The 20,510-nt window shown below is 44.4% G+C and carries 19 protein-coding genes and 1 riboswitch; of the genes, 10 read left to right on the top strand and 9 right to left on the bottom strand.

Annotated features, from left to right (window positions below):
• Positions 1 to 144 precede the first annotated feature (144 nt).
• From ABWW58_RS11270 to ABWW58_RS11260, 3 genes are all read left to right on the top strand, one after another.
• Entirely contained in the window at positions 145 to 1,365 is a 1,221-nt protein-coding gene (locus ABWW58_RS11270; protein WP_353869237.1) for an MFS transporter, read from the top strand.
• A 973-nt stretch (positions 1,366 to 2,338) separates the two neighbouring features.
• Positions 2,339 to 2,623 (top strand): type II toxin-antitoxin system Phd/YefM family antitoxin, encoded by a 285-nt coding sequence (locus tag ABWW58_RS11265; RefSeq protein ID WP_353869236.1) that lies wholly within the window; start codon positions 2,339 to 2,341, stop codon positions 2,621 to 2,623.
• A complete protein-coding gene (locus ABWW58_RS11260) occupies positions 2,607 to 2,924 on the top strand; it encodes a type II toxin-antitoxin system RelE/ParE family toxin (protein ID WP_353869235.1) in 318 nt (105 codons plus the stop codon). Before ABWW58_RS11265 ends, ABWW58_RS11260 begins: the two co-directional genes overlap by 17 nt.
• A 95-nt stretch (positions 2,925 to 3,019) precedes the next feature.
• Here ABWW58_RS11260 and ABWW58_RS11255 read toward each other — a convergent pair whose 3' ends face one another.
• Both ABWW58_RS11255 and ABWW58_RS11250 read right to left on the bottom strand, forming a co-directional pair.
• On the bottom strand, positions 3,020 to 3,766 hold the full coding sequence (locus tag ABWW58_RS11255; protein WP_353869234.1) for an SDR family NAD(P)-dependent oxidoreductase: 747 nt from the start codon (positions 3,764 to 3,766) through the stop codon (positions 3,020 to 3,022).
• Positions 3,767 to 3,830: 64 nt separating this feature from the next.
• A complete protein-coding gene (locus tag ABWW58_RS11250; protein ID WP_353869233.1) occupies positions 3,831 to 4,406 on the bottom strand; it encodes a Crp/Fnr family transcriptional regulator in 576 nt (191 codons plus the stop codon).
• 229 nt (positions 4,407 to 4,635) lie between these two features.
• Between ABWW58_RS11250 and ABWW58_RS11245 the strand changes: the two genes are divergently transcribed.
• The 4 genes from ABWW58_RS11245 (at position 4,636) to ABWW58_RS11230 (ending at position 9,144) form a co-directional block, all read left to right on the top strand.
• Entirely contained in the window at positions 4,636 to 5,334 is a 699-nt protein-coding gene (locus tag ABWW58_RS11245) for a response regulator (protein ID WP_353869232.1), read from the top strand.
• Complete coding sequence (locus tag ABWW58_RS11240) at positions 5,331 to 6,332, top strand: sensor histidine kinase (RefSeq protein WP_353869231.1); 1,002 nt, start codon at positions 5,331 to 5,333, stop codon at positions 6,330 to 6,332. Before ABWW58_RS11245 ends, ABWW58_RS11240 begins: the two co-directional genes overlap by 4 nt.
• Positions 6,333 to 6,406: 74 nt before the next feature.
• Positions 6,407 to 7,156, top strand: a complete 750-nt coding sequence (locus ABWW58_RS11235) for an ABC transporter ATP-binding protein (protein WP_353869230.1) — start codon at positions 6,407 to 6,409, stop codon at positions 7,154 to 7,156.
• Positions 7,153 to 9,144 carry an FtsX-like permease family protein gene (locus ABWW58_RS11230; RefSeq protein ID WP_353869229.1) on the top strand — a complete coding sequence of 664 codons (1,992 nt, stop codon included), beginning with the start codon at positions 7,153 to 7,155 and terminating at the stop codon, positions 9,142 to 9,144. The genes ABWW58_RS11235 and ABWW58_RS11230 overlap by 4 nt, the downstream gene beginning before the upstream one ends.
• A gap of 73 nt (positions 9,145 to 9,217) precedes the next feature.
• Here ABWW58_RS11230 and ABWW58_RS11225 read toward each other — a convergent pair whose 3' ends face one another.
• The 3 genes from ABWW58_RS11225 to ABWW58_RS11215 form a co-directional block, all read right to left on the bottom strand.
• Positions 9,218 to 10,363, bottom strand: coding sequence for a YhgE/Pip domain-containing protein (locus tag ABWW58_RS11225; RefSeq protein ID WP_353869228.1), 1,146 nt, complete (start codon positions 10,361 to 10,363; stop codon positions 9,218 to 9,220).
• Positions 10,364 to 10,434: 71 nt separating this feature from the next.
• Positions 10,435 to 11,079, bottom strand: coding sequence for a TetR/AcrR family transcriptional regulator (locus tag ABWW58_RS11220; RefSeq protein ID WP_353869227.1), 645 nt, complete (start codon positions 11,077 to 11,079; stop codon positions 10,435 to 10,437).
• Positions 11,080 to 11,228: 149 nt separating this feature from the next.
• Positions 11,229 to 11,831 (bottom strand): TetR/AcrR family transcriptional regulator, encoded by a 603-nt coding sequence (locus ABWW58_RS11215; RefSeq protein ID WP_353869226.1) that lies wholly within the window; start codon positions 11,829 to 11,831, stop codon positions 11,229 to 11,231.
• Between the two features lie 188 nt (positions 11,832 to 12,019).
• Between ABWW58_RS11215 and ABWW58_RS11210 the strand changes: the two genes are divergently transcribed.
• Positions 12,020 to 13,492 (top strand): MDR family MFS transporter, encoded by a 1,473-nt coding sequence (locus ABWW58_RS11210; protein ID WP_353869225.1) that lies wholly within the window; start codon positions 12,020 to 12,022, stop codon positions 13,490 to 13,492.
• A gap of 137 nt (positions 13,493 to 13,629) precedes the next feature.
• Here ABWW58_RS11210 and ABWW58_RS11205 read toward each other — a convergent pair whose 3' ends face one another.
• Complete coding sequence (locus tag ABWW58_RS11205; protein WP_353869430.1) at positions 13,630 to 14,487, bottom strand: DMT family transporter; 858 nt, start codon at positions 14,485 to 14,487, stop codon at positions 13,630 to 13,632.
• A 250-nt stretch (positions 14,488 to 14,737) separates the two neighbouring features.
• On the opposite strand from ABWW58_RS11205, the gene ABWW58_RS11200 reads away from it, so the two are divergent.
• Entirely contained in the window at positions 14,738 to 16,405 is a 1,668-nt protein-coding gene (locus tag ABWW58_RS11200; protein WP_353869224.1) for an alpha-keto acid decarboxylase family protein, read from the top strand.
• A gap of 25 nt (positions 16,406 to 16,430) precedes the next feature.
• Here the strand turns inward: ABWW58_RS11200 and ABWW58_RS11195 are convergent, their stop codons facing one another.
• From ABWW58_RS11195 to ABWW58_RS11185, 3 genes are all read right to left on the bottom strand, one after another.
• On the bottom strand, positions 16,431 to 17,861 hold the full coding sequence (locus ABWW58_RS11195) for a transposase (protein ID WP_353867738.1): 1,431 nt from the start codon (positions 17,859 to 17,861) through the stop codon (positions 16,431 to 16,433).
• 651 nt (positions 17,862 to 18,512) lie between these two features.
• Positions 18,513 to 18,878: a fluoride efflux transporter CrcB gene (gene crcB / locus ABWW58_RS11190; protein WP_353869223.1), complete on the bottom strand. Its 366-nt coding sequence runs from the start codon at positions 18,876 to 18,878 to the stop codon at positions 18,513 to 18,515.
• Positions 18,875 to 19,264: a fluoride efflux transporter FluC gene (locus ABWW58_RS11185; RefSeq protein WP_353869222.1), complete on the bottom strand. Its 390-nt coding sequence runs from the start codon at positions 19,262 to 19,264 to the stop codon at positions 18,875 to 18,877. The genes crcB and ABWW58_RS11185 overlap by 4 nt, the downstream gene beginning before the upstream one ends.
• A 78-nt stretch (positions 19,265 to 19,342) precedes the next feature.
• Positions 19,343 to 19,409: riboswitch (Fluoride riboswitch) on the bottom strand.
• 284 nt (positions 19,410 to 19,693) lie between these two features.
• On the opposite strand from ABWW58_RS11185, the gene ABWW58_RS11180 reads away from it, so the two are divergent.
• A complete protein-coding gene (locus ABWW58_RS11180; protein WP_353869221.1) occupies positions 19,694 to 20,500 on the top strand; it encodes an SDR family oxidoreductase in 807 nt (268 codons plus the stop codon).
• Positions 20,501 to 20,510: the final 10 nt, after the last annotated feature.

Raw genomic sequence — 20,510 nt, 5'->3', positions numbered from 1 at the left:
AAACGGGAGATTTGCGCCTTTTTTTAAGCAGCGATTGCGGGATAATACATGATCAACGTTCATTTTCGTAGGTCAGGGCCAAATCAGGCAGGGTGGGTTCACAAATGCCGCAATCGTAATTTTTGGTAATGCGGAGGATGGATCATGAATACCCTGATGAAAAATAAGAATTTTACTTGTCTCTTTTTTGGCCGATTAATTGCCAATAGTGGAGATAGTCTCTATTATATTGCCGCGATGTGGCTTGCCTATGATTTAGGAGGCTCCGTTTTTTATTCGGGACTTGCCGGCTTTTTAACACTCCTCCCGGAATGTCTGTCTTTCTTGACCGGTCCGATTGTGGATCGGACGAATCTGAAAAAGGTACTCGTCATCCCCTCACTCATTCAAGGGCTTTTGCTCCTGCTCGTTCCTCTATTATATTGGGCTCACCTGCTTACGGTGGTTGGCGTGCTCGTGATCATGCCGTTGATTGCACTTATTGATCTTTTTCCCTATCCAGTTGAAAATGCTTTGATTCCCAGACTGGTTGGAAAAGATCAGCTGGTTGCTGCAAACGCCGCAATGACCTTTTCCTATCAGGGAACCGATCTTATTTTCAGTTTATGCGGCGGACTTTTGATCTTGCTTACCGGCGCAGTTAACCTGTATGTCATCAACTCGATCGCATTTTTCCTTGCGGCTGTCCTTTTTTCCCTTCTGAGCATTCATACAACGAACACGAACAGTCAGCCGAAAACGTCCTCATATCGGACCGATCTTGCGGCGGGATTTCGATTTATTTTTCAGCCGCTCACGCTCAACCTGCTGCTTCCTCTGCTTGCCGTTAACTTTTTTCTCAGCGCAGTGCTGGCGGTATTGCCTGCATTCTCGAAGCAATTAGGCGGACCGGCAGCATATGGAACGTTACTGACTTGCTATACTTTCGGTTTCTTACTCGGTACACTTGTGTCATCTTTCCTGGCAAAAAAAGTAAGCATGGGGAGAGCGCTGATCTATGGGTATGGCTGCTCCGCTGTCATGTGGGGATTCGTCGCATGGGCATCTTTCCATTCGCTAATAGTCTGTTGCCTTTTTCTTGTACTCGCAACTATTCCTTTCGGGGCGACAAACATTATGTTCAGCACATTTTTTCAGATGACGCCTCCTTCGACAATGATCGGAAGAGTTTCGGCGATCATTGATACGCTGATTGCGGCCGCGATGCCTTTAGGTGCATTGTTTGGCGGAATGATAAGCGCGTGGAAGGGAAATGCCGCTCTTTTCATTTTTCAAGGAGCTGTGTTGTTCATGACCGCTATGATTTGGCTGATGAATAAGAAGTTGCGCCGGCTGCCTCGACTTGAGCAACTAAAACCATTGTGATTGGGTCGAAGAATGCCGGAGAAAATATGCGGAGCAAGCTGGTTTTGTTCTGTCAGGGATCGTGAATATTAGGACTCAATGCACAATTCGACTCGATTCAGTTTAGTTCAGAAATAGAGATTTTATAATGAATTAAATTGAGATCATTTTTAGTTAGAACCCAAGGCTGACTTCTTCTTTGTCACCCTAATGAAAACTGGCTTATACACGTATTCTGTTACAGAGGCTGATCCAAGCCATCAGATGAAATGAGAAAGAGATATTCTTTAAATGTGATTCATTATCGAACAAAGTACCAGGTACAGCGCGGCTTTTTGTCTTAACCTTTTCAAGGATATATTGTATAATGAAGTCAGTTAAGAGAGCTTAATTGCAATACATAAGGTTAATTAGATTGCCTTGTGTATATAATAAAAGCGGCAGCTACCTGTGCGCTAACACAGATAACCGCCTAAGGCTTTAGAAGCTGCTTTAAGAGCAGCGCATCACTTTATAGCTGAATATCTCAAAGGATAACCGCTTTCTAGTTTGCCGACCAGAGCGGTTATTTCTTTTCCCTTGAGATATAACTGAGCAAAGCGATCATGAATGTGCCGCCCATAAAGAGCAACGCAATCATGCTAATTACTACTCCAATTATATCCATTGGTTAAAGAATGCCTCCTTCCGTTCTCTGTCGTCTACAGGAGACACTACGAGTAACAGGGTGTGACACACCGCTCTCTAAGCCGATCTATTGCCTTGTCCTTATTATACAATATCTCTCATTTGTGAGGTATAGGCTCTAAAAAGTTCTTGATCTGGCACGACCCATTACACAGAGATACCCATGCACAATTCGACTCGATTCAGTTTAGTTCAGAAATAGAGATTTTATAATGAATGGTTTCTTCCTTTTTACCCTAATAAAAACCGAATTATACACATATCATGATATAATATATCTATAATTATGCTACGGGGGGCTGATCCAATGAACATAAAACCATCGGCGTCAATACGAAATAACTATAATGAAATTGCGGACTTGTGCCGGGAAAGCGGCGAACCGGTTTATTTAACGAAAAATGGTGAGGGTGATCTTGTGGTCATGGACATTGATTCGTTTTCAAAACGTGAGCAAATGTTGCGTTTGAGGGAGCATCTCGTAGCTGCAGAGGAGGAGCGGTTAAAAGGTAAATCGGGGTATTCTACAGACCAGACGATTTCACGGATGCGTGAGGCAGCTGACGAGGTCCGCAATGGGAAACAGCAGTAAGCGGTATTCGATTGTTGTTTCTGAGCAAGCATTGGAGATGCTTGTCTCACATACTCGATTTCTAGCCAATGTTAGCATTGAGGCGGCGGAAAAATTAATTAAAGCATTTGAATATGCCGCAGATTTGCTGCAAATCATGCCTGAGCGAAATCCATGGCTTCATGACGAAAATCTGCCCATTCATAAATATAGGAAGCTTGTTCTCGATAAACACTATTTGCTGATTTATCAAATAAAAAATGAAAGAGTGTTTATTGATTATGTGGTTGATTGCAGGCAAAATTATCGCTGGTTATTGTGAACCGTTAACGGTTAATTCAGTGATTCTGTGTTCTATACTATTGGAGGTTTTGCTGCTGAAAGAAATTTTTTAATTTAGCATACAGCGAACCTGAACTAATCTTTTTTCATCTTCGCAATGCCAACCATTTTTATATGAGTTGGCAATACTTGCAATGCACGATTTATAAAACCGGGAATAACTACTGACTTATTTTTTATTAGCTGCCGATAGGCATACTTGGCAACTTTTTCAGCTGACATTGAGCTTTTGGGTAAGGTGGTGCCTTCTCTAGTAAAAAAATTGGTTTTTGTTGCGCCCGGACATAAGGTGCAGACGTGTACGCCGTGCTTTTGGGCTTCAAAGCGCACTGCTTTGCTGTAGCTTAAAACAAATGCCTTGCTTGCAAAATACGTGGATGTAAACGGTCCGGGTTGAAATGCACCTGTTGAAGCTATGTTCAAAATACTTCCATGTTGCTTTTTATACATAGCTGGCAAAAACAATTTGCATAATTTTACAAGGCTTAACATATTCAAAATCATCATTTTTTCATCGTCATCGAAATCAATCTGCTCCGTTGAGCCAACTAAACCGTAGCCGGCATTATTAACGAGTATATCAACATCAATGTTTTCAGCTTGCACCCTATCATAGAGCTGTTCGGCCGCTTTTAATTGGGACAAATCTTGCTCAAAAATCGTTACTGTAATAGGGAATTCTTCTTGAAGCTTTTTTTGTGTCCCTTTTAAACGTGCGCCATTTGAAGACACAATAGTAATGTTATAGTTATTTGCTGCAAATACTCGTGCAAGTGCGTAGCCAATGCCACTGGTTCCCCCTGTTATGAGAACATTCTCCATAAAAAATCACTCCTTTGTTTAAAGCAAGTATGACTTGAAGAAGTGATTTTGTAATTTACCTAGGTTAATTTTTATCGACTTTTTTTCTTATACGGCTCAATGAAGCAGCCCGTACCCCAATGTAGGAAGCGATATACTTCAAGGCAATTCTCTTGAGCAAATGCGGATAATCATTGTAGAAAGCAAGGTAACGTTCTTCTGCGTTCAGCAGCATGAGCTTTTTATTTCTGTCCTCTTGTTTACTTACTTCAGCTTGAAATAAGCAGCTTATTGAATCACTAATACGTTTATCAGAACTGACAATGCGCTTAAGTGTTCTATAAGGCAATTGCAAGCATTTGCAGCCCTCTAAGCATTCGATCGTAAATGTTGCCGGAGCAGATGTTCTAAAACCTTCTGTTGAAAAGAAATCGTCCTCTGCGCAAAAGCATTTTGTCATGTCATTTCCTTTACGGTCAATGTAATAACCACGCACAGCGCCCTTGATGATATAATACAGGTATGATGCAGTATCGCCTTCCCACAGAACAGTATGTCCGGTATGAAAGGATACAGTCTGTGCCTCACGATTTATCAGTTCTTCTACATTGTGGCTTAATGCCGTTTGTAACTTTCTTTCCAAATAGTCACTCGCTCTCACGATGATCATCTTTCCTAATCTGAATTTTTCGTTATTAATACCTATGTTATCTATTTATCACGTTTTCTCTTTTCTATCATAGCAAAAAGACAGAGGGGATTCTCTTTTATTTAGTGCGCTTGTTGAGAATGAGTGACCAGCACACAAAAAACAAGAAAATAGGGAAACATCAAAGGGGCATTTCCTGTAAAATAAGAGACAAAAGACAATGGCTTTACGGGGGCGCGGCTTGAATAAAATATTAATTGTTGAAGATGATTTGAAGATTGCTGCATTGCTACAAACCTATATGATGAAATACGATCTGAAGGCATGGATTGCGGATGATTTTAATCGAATCATCGACACTTTTGAAAATGTGCAACCAGATCTCGTGCTGATGGACATCAATCTGCCGAAATTCGATGGTTATTACTGGTGTCGAAAAATTCGCGAACGCTCGCTTTGTCCCATCATTTTTTTGTCGGCGCGGGACGGTGAGTTTGACCAAGTGATGGCTTTGGAAAATGGCGGTGACGATTACATCACAAAGCCTTTTTCCTATCAGGTCGTGATTGCCAAGGTTCGGGCCCAGCTGCGACGTGCTTTCGGGGATTTCGCGCGCAATGACCGAGAGCCGGAATACCGTGCGAACGGACTGATTTTTTACCCGCTTCGTCTGACGATCTGCAAAGAAGATCACAAGGCTGAACTTACGAAGAATGAGACCAAGCTTCTGGAACTGATTTGGCGATCAGCACCAGCTGTAGCAACACGTGACGTACTTCTCGGAGAAATCTGGGATGATTCGACCTTTGTCGATGACAATACACTCAGTGTCACTGTTGCCCGGCTTCGAAAAAAACTTGATCTGATCGGCGCGCCAGGAGCGATCAAGTCGGTTAGAGGAAGCGGCTACCGCTGGGTGTATCAAGGTGAAGGCTCATGAAGCTTTTTCTGAAAGATCATCTGTCTTACATACTTTTCGTTTTCATGATCGTTTGTTTATCAACCGGAATCTACTGGCTCGACGGTTATCACAACACGAGATTATTTTTCTACGTTCTTTTTCTGACCACACTTCTTTTGGCTGTCTTTCTTATTTTCCGTTATGTGACGCATCGTCATCTTTTCGTAAGATTAAGCACACCGCCGTCCGGAGAATCTGACTCCGAGTTCCATCCAAACGAGGGCAGTGAACTGAGCCGATCCGCTGAACAGTATCTCGCTTGCCAATATCAATTCTATCAAAAGCATATCCAGGAGCTCGCCGGGAAAAACCATGATCGCAGCATTTTCATCAATCAGTGGGTGCATCAAATGAAAACGCCGGTATCGGTGATTGATCTGATCGTTCAGGAAAAAGTCGATCCGGAGTTTCGCAGTATTCGAGAAGAAATCGACCGGATCAAGGATGGACTGAAGACGGTGCTTTATACACTTCGTCTGGATCATTTTGAATCTGATTTTGTTGTGGAATCAGTCTCTTTGAGGGCGGTCATTCATGAGACTGTCAATGACTGTAAGCGACTCTTCATCCGCAGCAACCTCTATCCGCAAGTGGAGATCGCTGAAGAGGCAATCATTAAGACTGATAAAAAATGGTTTCAGTTCGCGATTGGCCAACTAATCACCAATGCCATCAAATACTCGCCAACAACCGGAAGCAAAGTCACTATTAAAGCAATCAGCCGCCGGCAAAATCTGTACCTAACGATTACAGATCAGGGCATCGGCATTGAATCGTCGGATTTACCGCGCGTTTTCAATCCCTTTTTCACCGGAGAGAACGGGCGTAACTATGGACAATCAACGGGTATGGGGCTCTACTTGGTCAAAGAAATATGCACGCATCTCGGCTATACGATCAAAATTACCTCCACGGTAGGCGCTGGTACAACAGTATGTATTGAAATTCCTCATGAGTCATCTCTTACAAAAATGTAAGCTTTCCGTCATCTACATCAATAGGACAGATCCCGTGATCACGCTAAACTTGCACTAACAGGGAAGGTGATTCGATGGTGTTATTAAAAATAAATCATTTAAATAAAATCTATAATGGAAAAGTCAATGTCCGGGCAATTTCAAACTTAGATCTGGAAGTCGAAAAAGGTGAATTCCTTGGAATCATGGGTCCGTCCGGAAGCGGAAAAACATCACTACTGAACATGATCGCGACCATTGATCCACCGACTTCAGGAAGCATCCGTTTAAACGGGAAAGATCCTTACGCACTGAATTTTGACCAGCTGGCCGCGTTTCGGCGTCAAAAACTCGGGTTCATCTTTCAGTCCTTTAACTTATTAGACACGTTGACTGTTAAAGAAAATATTTTCCTGCCGTTGACGCTGGACGGTGCGCCACTTTCAGAAATGAACGCGAAACTGGAACGGATTGCCGAGAGACTAGGAATCAAGCATATTCTTGAAAAACGAACGTACGAGATTTCAGGCGGTGAGGCGCAGCGAACGGCAATTGCGCGCGCAATCATTCACAACCCGGAACTTTTCTTGGCTGATGAACCAACGGGAAATCTGGATTCGAAAAACAGCGCTGAGGTCCTGCAACTGCTCGAACAACTGAACAGCGAAGAAGAGGCAACCATCCTGTTGGTTACTCATGATCCGCAAGCGGCAAGTTTCTGCAGCCGGGTGGTGTTTATCAAAGACGGTTCGCTCTATAACGAAATCTATCGAGGAGATAGCCGGACGGATTTTTACCAGCGGATTATGGATACTCTGAAACTGCTGGGAGGGGGTCCAAGATGACCTTTTTCCGTTTCGCGATGCTTAATGTCAAACGTAATCCAAAGGTCTATGGGCCTTACTTTTTCAGCAGCTTTTTCGCTGTATCAATGTTTTTTGTTTATGCGCTGCTCATTTTTCATCCCGATTTATCCGGACAAATCAACTCAGTGAATGGGAGCATGAGCGAGCTTGCGACGATCGGTTTTCAAATCAGCCAGGTCGTGATCGTGATTTTTTCTGCGTTTGCAGTTTTTTACGCAGTCAGTACTTTTTTAAAGATGAGAAAGTATGAGTTTGGTATTTTATTTATTCAAGGGCTTTCCAGAAAACAAATGGTTCGTCTGATCTTTACGGAAAATGTCTTGACCGGATTCGCGGCCATAATTGCCGGTATCTTCTTTGGTTTTGCTTTTTCAAAAGTGATCTTGCTTGTCTGCTCAAATCTGCTGGCGCTCGATCATTCACTCGCTTTTTATCTTCCGTGGAAGCCGATTGCCATCACAGTTCTCGTCTTCGGCGTGATGTTTGTGCTGATTAGTCTGCTCACGACACTGACCGTGCGCACGAGTCATGTTCGTACATTGATTGATGCGAAACGCATGCCGAAAAAGGAACCGCATGCGCATGCAGCGCTCGCTGTATTTGCAGGCCTTCTGATTGCGTCCGGATACGGTATCGTTTTAAACATATCAAACAGAATATCCTTTTCTTTTCTTCCGCTTTTCGGAGGCGTTATTCTTGTTGTCATCGGAACCTATTTCTTCTTCAGTCAACTGCTCGTTTACTTGCTCCATATGTTAAAAAAACAGGAAAAGCTCTATTTTCATCGAACCAATCTGCTCAGTTTATCCGAACTGATTTTCCGTATGAGCGATAATGTCCGTACGCTTTTCATTATTGCCATTATCTTTGCGACAGCGATGACTGCTGTAGGTACAAGTACGGCAATCGGAAGTTCGGAGCTGACAACTGAGGTGAGCAGTCCCTACGCATTCACGTACATAAGTGATCGGGCAGTTGCCCTTTCGCTCATTGATGGGGCGGATCATGAATTGAGGGCGACAGGAATTAATGATTACAAAAAGGCCTATGGGCAGATCTACACGAGTCACATTATTGATACATCAAAGAGCACCGGTGAGTTGATCAGGAATTCAGATTATAATCAATTGCGCGCTTTGCAGGATAAAAAAGCGGTGCACTTAAAAAAGAATGAGACAGTTCTTGTTCCCTATACAGCGGTTGCGGAAAAGCATTTGAAATCGATGGAGTTGCCAAAAATGATGACCATGAGGATTAACGGAGCCATGCATTCGATGAAAGTCCGAAGTGTTGCCGCCTTGAATCGCTTTCCGGCATTGGTCGGCGTCAGCACAGACAATCCGAACGCCTATGTCACGATTGTTCCCGATAAAGTGATTGATCAGCTGGATAAAAAGGAAAAACAGAAAAATTATTCAGTAATGAATTATGTCGTTCTGCATACATCTCAATGGAGAGAAACCATTCAGGCATCGAGGAAAATTGAAAACAACTATTATCGATTTACTCACAGTAAAAAGTATGCAAAAAATGGCTATTATCTTAATTTTGATTCTCTGGCACTGAACTGGCAGCGGACGAATCAGCAAAACGGCTTGCTGCTGCTCTTGACGGTTCTGTGCGGTATTGTTTTTTACACCTTTGCCGCAGGATTCCTCTATCTGCGCCTTTACAGTGATCAGAAGCGCGACATCAGCCAGTATCAAATGCTGAATAAAATTGGCTTAAAGCGGGTTGAGCTCAAAAAAATTGTCACCAGTCAGCTCGCATTTCTGTTCTTTCTTCCGCTCATTATTGCGATACTGCACAGTGGCGTCGCGTTTATCGCACTTCATAACCTGATTCACTTTTCGATTAGCGGAAGTGTGATTGCCGTCATCGGTTCATTCCTGGTACTTCAAATCATCTACTTTTTTGTCGTCAGGCACCACCACTTGCGACTGTTGAAGCTAGCGATGCAGGCTTAAACGAAGGACAAGTTTAGAGCACAAAAAAAGATGAGACTGTCTCTATTAGACAGCCTCATCTTTTTTATTAACTTTAGATTGATTTGAGATTCTTCCGTCCTTGCCACCATCCGGCACCAAGTACAAAAATGAGTGCGCCAAGTCCGATATAACCGAGGATTGAAGCCATCGTCCATAAATCCGCTTTTGCACCAAAGTAGAGCACATCTTTGATCGTGTCCATGCCGAAACGTACTGGCACCCAACTGTGAATCCAGTAGCGGAAGAAATGGTTCAGCATTTCCGGAGGGTAAGGGAGAAGCGGTGATCCGAAGAACCAGATCAGAATGACAATTGGCCATCCCTTGAACCCGAGCCAGTCCAGAACTGCTGTTTGAATCAAATAATAAACGAATGCACTGAATGTGAGCGCCCAAATCAGGTTCGATGTGTCAGGCACATGAAGATTCATCATGCCGCTGACCACAGTGAGCAGCGTGAGCGCCTGAGTGAAGGAGAGGACAAGACCTGCGAGCGTTTGCCCAACGGTGAGGCGCAGCGAAAGCGAACCATTGCCCATCTTTTTGAAGGTGCGCCACATAAGCAGTGAGCTGATGAGTCCGCCGAGCCAAACGAGCATCGTCAAAAGTACCGGAGCGTTGCCACCTGCGCTGTGCGTGCCGACCTTATTCATCAGATGGGTTTCAGTGGTGATCGGCTGAGCCAGCACCTTTGCCTGTGCAGGAGTTAGTTTCAAATGATGTGCATCTGCTGCTTGAAGTGTCTGATTGCTAATGGTCGCCGTTAATTTCGTGGATACTTTAGCGAAAATCGTTTGAACGGCTGTTGCGGCTTGGGCGTTCATGCCTTGGTTTACCCATAATTCAATCCTTGCTGCTTGCGGGTTTACGGTTTGGAGCGTTGTGAGCTTCTCCGTAAAATTTTCAGGAATAATGACTGCCGCATAATAGTCTTTGTTTTCCATTCCTTTTTTTGCTGAATGGAGACTGCTGCGAGAAACCCACTTTATCGGCGCGTCTGATTTGTCGAACGTGTCTTGCAGCTTTTCCTTAATGACTTTTCCGTTTGGCCCCTGATCTTCATTAACCAGGGCAACCTTTAAACCTTTAATTTTTGATGTGCTCGATGGACCAAATTGAGCGAAAGAAAAGATCGAGAGAACCAAAACGACGATGACAAGATACAGCCAAAATGATTTTCGAGTAAAAATACGTAGCATATGAAGCCTCCTATATATTCATTGACCAATCAGTGAATAAAAATGCAATTTTATACCGGAGGCTTTTTCATTCATTTCCAGCATTCAAGCAGAAAGTCGATGTTCGTCAAAAAGTAGCGCTCGGAATCCTCGGTTAATTTATACTCGCCCAAGATGAAGACACGCTCAAAAAGGTAACTCTGAAAGAGGGCAGACAGCTGGCGGGCCATCAGTCGGCAGTTGAGTGGACGAAGCTCCCCGTGCTGTACCCGTTCTTCAAGCAGTTCGGCAATTTGCTCAATGACTGAATGAAAGGTATCAATGATCCAAGAGGTCTGTTCTTTTTTCAGCAGCGGTTGTTCGTGAAACATGATTAATAGTACTTTTCGGTTACTGTCGGTAGTTATCAGTGCCCACATAGAACGTAATAGTCCAACAAGCATGTCGCGAACTGAATCGTCAGGATTCACGTTCTGTAAGATTTGACTGATAAATTCCGCTTTGCTTTCAGTCGCTTCCTGAATGACCGCATCGAGAATCTGCTGCTTTCCCTCTGGAAAATAATAGTACATGAGTCCGTCTGCCATGCCAATTGCTCGATTAATCTCTTTTGTCGAGGTATTGTGAAAGCCTTTTTCAGCAAATAAATTCCGCGCAGAGTCGAGCAACTGCTTTTTGCGTTCAATGGCTTGCAAATCTCGACTGGTTAATTTCTTTTTCTGTGTTGATCCGTTCATCGATTCATTCACCTCATGGTCAATGTTAGCCAAGTTGAGTAGGTGACGTCAAGCTGGAGGCAGAATCAAATTATATTTTCATTAACTGATCGGTCAATGAAAATATAAACGACTTTTCATTTGGTGTCAATATTTAATTACAAACTATGTTAAGAAAACAGCGGATCAATTAATGTTTTGTTCATATTTTCGATCATAGCAGCCTCGCTGTATCCATTCTTTTGGCGAAGAAAGAGGTAGACCTTGGGGTTAAGTGCCGCGATCAATATATGAGCAGTAAAATCCGTATTGACTGGTCTCGCTGCTTTCGTCTTAATTGCTTCATTGAGCAGGTCACAAATCGTTTTGTGACTAAATTGATAGGGCTTTGATTCGAAAAATGTTTTCTTTTTTCCCATACAGGTCATGAAGTTATGAATGGTTTCAATAAGTGCAACATGGGTCTCCAGAAAGTGTATATGTTCTTTAAGCAACGTCTGCAATCGTTCTTTTGCAGGCTTTGATTGTGATTTCTCTAAGTATGCGGCGGTTTTTGCCTGCATCAGGTTGAACTGTTCATGCAAGAGCTCCATGCAAAGATCACCTTTGTTTGCGTAGCGTCGATACATTGTGCCTTGTCCTACATTTGCAGCTTTGGCAATCTGATGCATGCTGACATTCTCAACACCGTGTTTCGAGAATAGGGCTTCAGTTGTTTGCAAAATAGATTCGCTTATCTCGTTGGCATCTTTGCGCTGCGCTCGATCAGGCATACAAAACAGGTCTCCTTTTTTGTCAGGGTCAATCATTTGACAAGCGGACAATTGTCCGATACTATTTCTATGCAAGCGGACAATTGTCCGCAGTGACTAACTTTTCTCTTGATTTATTGTAAACATTAAATGAAAACAGGTCAATAATGAGGTCACAGGATAAAGGCACGTAAAATGGAGGATGACAGATGGCTTTAAAGAAAACATCAGACATTCGTTCTGGTCAGGCAACGTCGATAAAAGCGATTATTGCGCCACTTCTCGCAATCATTGTCGGTATGTTCATGGTCATTTTGGATGGAACGGCAATGAATGTCGCCCTTCCCGGACTCGTAAAAGATTTTGACAGCAAGATTTCTGTTGTTCAGTGGGCGGTAACAGGGTATGCGCTCGCCCAGGCAGCGGTTATTCCGCTTGCCGGCTGGCTTTCCGATCGTTTTGGAGCAAAACGGATTTTTCTCTTTTCGGTAATTATGTTTACGGTTGGATCCGGGTTATGCGCGCTTTCTACAGGCGTTGAACAGTTGATCATCTTCCGAGTGATTCAGGGACTGGGCGGTGGAATGGTTGCGCCCATCGCGATGGCCTTTGTTTATCGGCTGAGTCCTAGGGATAAAGTTGGCGCTGTAATGGGGATGATCGGTATTCCGATGCTGCTCGCCCCGGCACTCGGCCCGGTTTTATCAGGATGGCTCGTTGATTATGCGAGCTGGCATTGGATTTTTCTTATTAACCTTCCTGTCGGTGTGCTCGCCGTTATTGCGGGCATTCGTACGATGCCGAATCTGGAGCGTCAATCCGTTCCTGCGCTGGATTTCCTAGGAATGATTCTCGCGCCGATTGCCTTTGCTTCAATTGCCTATGGTGTGAGTGAAGGCGGGACAAGTTGGACATCTGCGAAGACGATTACCGGATTGGTTGTCGGTGGGATTGCACTTAGTTTATTTGTTATTGTGGAACTGCGTCGCAAGCAGCCGCTGCTGGAGCTTCGCGTTTTTCGTTCCGCTGATTTTAGACGAGGGATCATTGTTCAGTGGATCACACAAATCGCATTGTTCGGAACGATGTTTCTCATTCCTCTGTTTCTTCAGCAGGGTAAGGGATTCAGCGCGTTTGAGTCAGGATTAGCAGTACTTCCGCAAGCGATTGCGGCAGGCATTTTCATGCCGATTGGCGGGCGATTGTTTGATCGACTCGGCGCGCGACCCGTTGTCATTACCGGCTTAGTATTTATTACATCAGCGGCCTATCTGTTATCGGGGATTTCAGCGGAAGACGGATCGAGGGCGTTGATTCTTCCACTGGCACTGCTGGGCGGAGGAATGGGCCTATCAATGATGCCGTTAAATACACATATTATCCAGGCTGCTCCGCAGAACATTGTCAGCCGTGTCACATCGCTGACAAACGCTGCGCAGCAAGTCATGATGTCTTTCGCAGTTGCAGGATTATCGACCATTCTTTCACAGCGAATGGAGCAACATTTGAAAGATGGCAGTCAGCCGCTTCAGGCACTGTCCACATCTTTTGGTGACACATTTTTTGTTTTGATGGGAATCGCCATTGTCGGGATGATCCTGAGTCTCATGCTGAAGCGTCCGAAAAAAGATACGGATGGAACAGAACCTTCAAAAGCGCCAGTTGTGGCGGAGCAAAATTGATTAAAGATAGTGGAAAAAGAGAACAGGCAGAGAAAATCGAAAATGATTTTCTCTGCCTGTTTTTGTGTAACTATAGGAATTAGTGTTGATCTGCACGACATGCCGGGTATGAAAAGCTAGCTTCCTTCTAAAAGGTGCTAGTTTTCGGTGTGGTTTTTTCCGCTGGAATCTGCCGGTTTCTGCTCAATGAATGTATAGGATAATGCGATGAAAATCAGCAGTACACCCGCGATCTGCAAAGCGGTGGGAACAAACCCGGTGATCACGACATCAAGTAGGATCGCAACGAGCGGATCCAAGTATGTGAGTGCTGAAATGATGGGCGTCGAAAGTGACCGAATGCTTCCATAAAAAAGCAGATATACGATGCCGGTGTGGACGATACCGGTGAAAATGCTGTAAAACCAGTTGGCTGCAGTTAGATGTGTGAAAAATGAGTAATGAACAAATGGCAGGAGCATGAGCACACCGATAAATGTTTGGATGATCGTTACCAAATAGGGACTGGCATAGTTAATATACTTTCCGGTGATGATCACCAACGCGTAAAGACATGCGGCAATTAAGGCGTAGACCGGTCCGGCAATCGATGTTCTGCTCATTAGGTCGCTTGGATGGACCCCTGAAATCAGCACGGTGCCAATAAAAGCAAGTGTAACTGCGCCAACACCGATCCATTTGATTCGATCTTTGAAAAAGAGCCAGCCGATCACCAGAACAAGAATTGGCGCTAAATTGTAAATCGAGATGGCGACAGTGACCGCTGTTTTTTCAAATGAAGCGAAGAAAAAAATCCAGTTCAAGACAAGAAAGACGCCGCCGATTATGATGGTGGCCATTTCTTTTCTCTGCCACTTTTCTTGCCGGTAGTGCCCGCTGATTAGCCAGTAGGCGGAGAGAAAAACAGTCGCACTGATGCAGCGAACAAAAACCAATTCCATAGACGGAAGACCGGTTAAACGCGAGAAAAAGCCAATCGAACCAAAAATGGTCATGGCGATGCTCAATTTTATAAAAGCAGATTTAGTCACAGAATTATTGCTCCTCAAATAGCGATGCCGTCGGGCAATGGCTATGCGCGTGGTTAATGTCTTTTCATTATATAGGGTCAAACGAAAACGGTACACTATGTAAATCGATTTTGTTGAAACAACGCAGTAATCGGAGCTATGGACATTCATACATATCTCTTACCCGCTTGGTAAAAATAAGGCACATGACAAGTCTTAACAAGGGGGCAGAGTGATGCAGGTCGGTGAATTTTTGTTGGAGTGCTTGAAAAACGAAACCATTACAGACATTTTCGGGGTCCCGGGTGATTATAATTTTTCATTGCTTGATCAGATTGAAAGGGATGGAGAACTTAATTTTGTCCACTGTCGGAATGAGTTGAATGCGGGTTATGCGGCTGATGGCTATGCGCGTGTAAAGGGGATTGGTGCACTGATCACGACGTTCGGCGTTGGTGAATTGAGCGCATGCAACGCAATTGCCGGTGCCTATAGTGAATCGGTGCCGATCATCCATATTGTCGGTGGCCCGAAAGCGATAATGCAGACGCAGCACAAACTGATGCATCATACGCTGCTCGACGGTAATTTTGACACGTTTAAAAAAGTGTACGAGCAAATTACGGCCTATGCGGCCGCCATCACTCCGGAAAATGCCGGTGTTGAGATCCCCAACGCAATCGCCAAGGCTCGGGAAACAAAGAAACCTGTTTATTTGACGATCCCTACGGATGTTGTGACCGCAACGATGACTTCGAGAGCGGGAAATCCGCAGCGAAAGAAAACGGATAAAGCTTCATTAAAAGAAGCTGTCCGAATGATTTCCGCGCGCTTGCAAACCGCCGAACGCCCCATTATCCTTCCTGATGTTTACGCAATGCACTATGGACTTGGTGAGCGGGTAGAAGAACTTGCTCAGAAAATGAATGTTCCATTTGTCACGATGATGATGGGAAAAGGGGCTTGTGACGAGAGCTTGCCTAACTATGCGGGCTTTTACTGTGGACAACTTGGCAGCAATGAAGCAGCGCGGCAGCTCGTTGAACACTCGGATTGTGTGCTTGCGTTCGGAGCGGTTTGGAACGATTACAATACCGGACTGTTTACCGACACCATTGATCCGCTCGCGGTCATCAATGTGATGCCTAATTATGTTCAAATCGGAAAAACAATGTATCCGAACATTATCATTGATGATATGATTGACGCGTTTCCAACAGGGGATCATTCATGGACCTTGCCGCAGCAGCCGGTGTTTCCTTTTGATCACCAAAAGACGGACGATGGCACGCTATCTGCGGATGGCTACTATCCGCAGTTCCAGACTATGTTTCAGGAACGGGACATTGTTGTTACCGAATCCGGAACATTTGCTTGGGGATTGGCGGAGACTCGATTGAAAAAAGGAGTTACCTATATCACGCAAGGCGGATGGGGCGCGATCGGTTATGCGCTTCCGGCGGCATTCGGCGCATGTGTCGCTGCTCCGAACCGACGCGTCCTGCTCTTTACGGGTGAAGGCTCGATGCAGATGAACGTGCAAGAATTAAGCTCAATGCTGGAAAACGACTGCAAACCAATCATCTTTGTGCTGAACAATAAAGGCTACACGATTGAAAAATACATCAATACAGTAAAAAGCACGGTATATAATAACTTTCCTGACTGGGATTATCATAAATTGCCCGAAATCTTTCGCCATGAAGCATTCACTGTTCAAGTATCCACAGACAGTGAATTGCGTCAAGCAGTTACTGAAGCAGAGAAAAAATGTACCAGGCAGCTCTGCATCATTGAGATGATAGCCGACCCAATGGATGCACCGCAAATCATTCATAAAATGCATGAGCAGGTACTTGCAATGGAGAACAAGAGCAAGGGCCTGCTTTCCGTATTTAAATAACTGGGCAGTCAAAAGTTCTAGGCTCTTAAGAAATCATTAATTCGTCCTGTAACTCAGGTGTTTCCTGCTTTTCTCGAATTATTTGCGTTATGGCTAAATGCTGATTTCGGGCAAACCGTTGAAAAATCGTCTGACGTAAATGAGCCATAATGGTTGCTTCTGAAGCTGCTCCCTTGGATGGGGTTCGTAAAAAGCGAAAAAGATTCTTTTGTCTCTTCGTGTCATGACGCAACGCAATCATCTGAAGCAAGCCCATCGCGATGCAGTGGCACATCATGGATCCTTCAATCGCTTTGACCGTTTGAACAATCCGTTTTTGTGCGCGGTCTTCGGTTATGTGATCCAGCGGATCGGGTTCATCCGATTTGCGATAACGGTTCAGTTTGGGCATCGAACGGCTCCAAAAATGATAGGCAAAAGCACCGAGTGACTGTTTCATCGCTCGAAAAGTAGTTTCGGTGGTAAAACGCCAGGCATAAAGCCGGATGATGGCCTCCGGTTCTAAGGATTGATCCGTGCTGGCAAGAATCGAACGGCGTCCACCCATCACAACGAGCACAAAACGCAGTTCTTGATACAGTCCTTGCCCCCAAAGCAGATCAAGGCAGAGATAAGAGACCGTCTCTTTTTTCCCATAAAGAGACAGACGGGTCGTTTGAAACTGGTTCTCCTGCGTTTCAAACAGTGTGCTTACATGCACTTTGGTTCCTTTTTTCCGTGGACGTCCCCGTCCGCCCGTTTGAACGGGGTGTTCATAAGCCACGCAGGAGGTTTTTGCTTTCGTCACCAGATCCAGTTGCGTGCTTCCTTCCTGATTCCGTTGATTCAACCGACGAAGTGCAGGTACAGACAAGAAATAACGGTCAAGTAGAAACAACGCACGTCCCAGCACCCGAGCGGCTGAAAATCCTTGATCAATCATTTGCACCACGTGGGAGTCTTGATTTTCATCGCACGTTTCCCATTGACGAATCGTCTGGACACCATCATGAAGGCGAAGAAAAAGAGGTAGGCAGAACAACTTTCCAGCGTTTCCGATCAGGATGCCCACAGAACCCCAGAGATGTCCAAAGATGAAGGCGGACTTGGATACATCCTCGGACTCTTGAAACAATTTCTTCACAGCGGGCATGTAGCGGGCTTCTTTCGCCTGTTTGACGCCATCGCCAACGAGAACCACGGCGCCCGCTTCATGCTTGAGCGGCGCAAACTTGAGCACCACGCGCAGCCACTGTTGCCGTAGTTCGCTCAAAGACCATGCGGAAGAACGAAAGAAATGAATCATGGACTCATAACCCTTCGGGTTTAGGGACAAGTCACGAATCACCGAAGTGATTCCGAGACAGTCAGAACGTATCATCAAACCGATAATGATCACAACAAACCATTGAAACGTAGCGAATCTATGGAAACAAGAACGGAAGAACAGAAGTACAGAATCAATAAATTTTAACATGGCACTAGTCAATCGCGAAGGAACACGATAGAATAAGAACTACGATAACCCTTGGCGATTTTATCCTCTCTTTTGTCGTAGAAATAGAGGATACCATAAAATCCCATTTAAGGGTTATCCTTTTGTTTATTCACACAGAACTTTTCACTCTCCAGTAAATAAATGAATGTTAAAAAATGAGCCGGTCATCGATCTCGAACTTTTCGAGCCGATGATCGGTTTTTTCATCAAATTGGAATTCAAGCACAGCTGCAGAGAAGACGGAAACTGCGCAACAACATGGTACGTGAAAATTACAAGATTAAGTCCCGACTTGCCGGGATAAAGCTTAAGCTTGGCGTCCATTTCCGTAGGTTCAGGTATTCCACAGCTAGCCGTTACTTTTTTCGAGTTTGTTTTTTAAACTTTGCGTTTCTGCTTTCCTTCACCGTTCTGGGCATACTTCGCACTTCGCCTTTACTCTGCCACGCAACTTTAAACCACGACGTTTTTACTTGCCGTGGTCTTAATTTCTCATTGATTTCCTAGAGCGGCTTTCAATCCACTTACTGATTTCATATGTGCCTATTTTATTTGGGCATAGTGTCGCTTCAAAATTTCCAGCCTGCGTGATTCCCATATCTTCCAATCTTTCATTAAAATGATCATAATTCAGACAATCAAATGCCCGGTAGCTAAACCTGCATAAATCAATAGAATACCGCCTACGTAGGTGCTGCCCGCGTAACTGAGAAGAAGGGCATACCTTTTCTCACGGAGAAGGTTCATGTTTTCCACATTAAAGGTTGAAAAGGTCGTAAACGTGCCAATCAGCCCGGTGGCGAGCATTAAGAGCAGATGCGGATTGAGTGGCAGAGCGATAATAATGCCCAATATAAAGCAGCCGATCATATTGATGATGAACGTAGCGACAGGGAACACAGATCTTTTTTCCGTGTTAATATTTTTTGATAAGTAGGCGCGTCCGACTACACCGAAAACGGCGCCGATTGCGACCATCAGTCCATTGATCATCATGACTTCGTTTCCTCCTTCACCCTGAAAAGCGAATGGCCGGCGATGAATCCAAGCCAGCAGGAAGCCATTCCGCTGATCATCGTTGTCGCAAAATAAAAGGCGGCAAGCAGCAGATGTCCGCCGTGAACCATAGTGACAACTTCAAGCAGAAAGGCAGAGAGCGTTGTGAATGAGCCGATAAAGCCGGTGCTGATTATATAGAGCCACTTAGCGGAAAAATTTCGGATAAAGTGCGATGATTGCGCGAAAAAAGTGATTGCGAAGCAACCGAGCACATTAATCAAAAGCGTTGCGAAAGGGAAAGCGGTGCCGTGAATCAAGCATTCTAATGAATACCGTGAGAGGGCGCCTAATACGCCAAACAGAATAAGCCATAAATAAAGCAAAACGATTCCTCCTTGATGAATAAATGAATAAATGAATAAATGAAAAACGCCTACCTTAAGTACCCCTTATTAAAAGGGTACAAGGTAGACGTTATCAGCGGGCAGACTCCAGCAGTTAAAGGCGAACGTCATCGCCTATTGATAGAAAAATAATAACGCATGACAAAGGTTTTGACAACCCGATCATTAATTGGACTGTTCTGATCTAATTCATTTGCGGCTTGAGATTCGGCAGAATTTTCGTGACACGCATTCATACAATGCATTTCCAAGACATGAGAAAAAGTCCGTATTAATTATTTATGAAAGCGCTATTATAATGAAACCGTAAAGAGATAAACACATGAATCAATTGAAAATGTTAATCCCGTTGTAAGAAATGATGAACATGAAGATTAAAAAAGTTTAAAGTAGAGGGAGCGATTGAAAATGGTTGATGCATCATGGCTTGGATTAGAAAATAAGGTAATCATTGTGACAGGCGGCGCATCAGGAATTGGCAAACACATTGCGCATACACTTAAAGAATCGGGCGCTCAGGTTGTTGTTGGCGATCTGAATGCAGAGACCGGATCACAGGATGAAGAAGGAATCTATTACGTTCAGCTTGATGTGACAAAAAAAGCAAGTGTTGAGCACTTAGTTGATCATGTAGTCGCTAAATTTGGAACCGTTGACGGGCTCGTGAATAATGCCGGAATTAATCTTCCAAGGTTATTGGTTGACTTTAAAGGAGAGAAGCCGGAATATGAGTTGGATGAAAAAGCGTTCGACCTCATGATTGGCGTTAATCAGAAAGGCATATTCTTAATGACTCAAGCCGTTGTCCGTCAATTTCTTAAAAAGGGTCAGGGCGTTGTGGTCAATCTTTCTTCAGAAGCGGGTATGGAAGGCTCCAACGGCCAGAGTTGCTACTCCGCTACAAAAGGCGCCGTGAACGGATTTACACGTTCATGGGCGAAAGAACTCGGCAGTCACCATATTCGTGTTGTTGCTGTTGCGCCGGGGATCAATGAAAAAACAGGACTGACGACGGATGCCTACAATGAAGCGCTTGCCTATACGCGAAACATTACGGTAGATCAATTGGGCACGGGTTACGCCAAAGCAGTACCACTCGGGAGACCAGGTCGTCTAGATGACATTGGTAATTTAGTTACCTATTTGCTTTCAGAGCGCGCTTATTATATTACTGGGACTACAGTGAACATTACGGGAGGTAAGTCAAGAGGTTGATGCTGAGCTT

The sequence above is a fragment of the Sporolactobacillus caesalpiniae genome, from assembly GCF_040513385.1.
Lineage (GTDB): Bacteria > Bacillota > Bacilli > Bacillales > Sporolactobacillaceae > Sporolactobacillus.
This window is presented reverse-complemented; position numbering and strand designations above follow the sequence as displayed.

Bases quoted from the DNA above. Each gene is read 5' to 3' on its own strand.
- ABWW58_RS11205 (WP_353869430.1), bottom strand. From the start codon at position 14,487: ATGACCATTTTTGGTTCGATTGGCTTTTTCTCGCGTTTAACCGGTCTT.
- ABWW58_RS11200 (WP_353869224.1), top strand. From the start codon at position 14,738: ATGCAGGTCGGTGAATTTTTGTTGGAGTGCTTGAAAAACGAAACCATT.
- ABWW58_RS11210 (WP_353869225.1), top strand. From the start codon at position 12,020: ATGGCTTTAAAGAAAACATCAGACATTCGTTCTGGTCAGGCAACGTCG.
- crcB (WP_353869223.1), bottom strand. From the start codon at position 18,878: ATGATGATCAATGGACTGATGGTCGCAATCGGCGCCGTTTTCGGTGTA.
- ABWW58_RS11215 (WP_353869226.1), bottom strand. From the start codon at position 11,831: ATGCCTGATCGAGCGCAGCGCAAAGATGCCAACGAGATAAGCGAATCT.
- ABWW58_RS11220 (WP_353869227.1), bottom strand. From the start codon at position 11,079: ATGAACGGATCAACACAGAAAAAGAAATTAACCAGTCGAGATTTGCAA.
- ABWW58_RS11230 (WP_353869229.1), top strand. From the start codon at position 7,153: ATGACCTTTTTCCGTTTCGCGATGCTTAATGTCAAACGTAATCCAAAG.
- ABWW58_RS11235 (WP_353869230.1), top strand. From the start codon at position 6,407: ATGGTGTTATTAAAAATAAATCATTTAAATAAAATCTATAATGGAAAA.
- ABWW58_RS11255 (WP_353869234.1), bottom strand. From the start codon at position 3,766: ATGGAGAATGTTCTCATAACAGGGGGAACCAGTGGCATTGGCTACGCA.
- ABWW58_RS11180 (WP_353869221.1), top strand. From the start codon at position 19,694: ATGGTTGATGCATCATGGCTTGGATTAGAAAATAAGGTAATCATTGTG.
- ABWW58_RS11195 (WP_353867738.1), bottom strand. From the start codon at position 17,861: ATGTTAAAATTTATTGATTCTGTACTTCTGTTCTTCCGTTCTTGTTTC.
- ABWW58_RS11240 (WP_353869231.1), top strand. From the start codon at position 5,331: ATGAAGCTTTTTCTGAAAGATCATCTGTCTTACATACTTTTCGTTTTC.
- ABWW58_RS11260 (WP_353869235.1), top strand. From the start codon at position 2,607: ATGGGAAACAGCAGTAAGCGGTATTCGATTGTTGTTTCTGAGCAAGCA.
- ABWW58_RS11225 (WP_353869228.1), bottom strand. From the start codon at position 10,363: ATGCTACGTATTTTTACTCGAAAATCATTTTGGCTGTATCTTGTCATC.
- ABWW58_RS11270 (WP_353869237.1), top strand. From the start codon at position 145: ATGAATACCCTGATGAAAAATAAGAATTTTACTTGTCTCTTTTTTGGC.
- ABWW58_RS11265 (WP_353869236.1), top strand. From the start codon at position 2,339: ATGAACATAAAACCATCGGCGTCAATACGAAATAACTATAATGAAATT.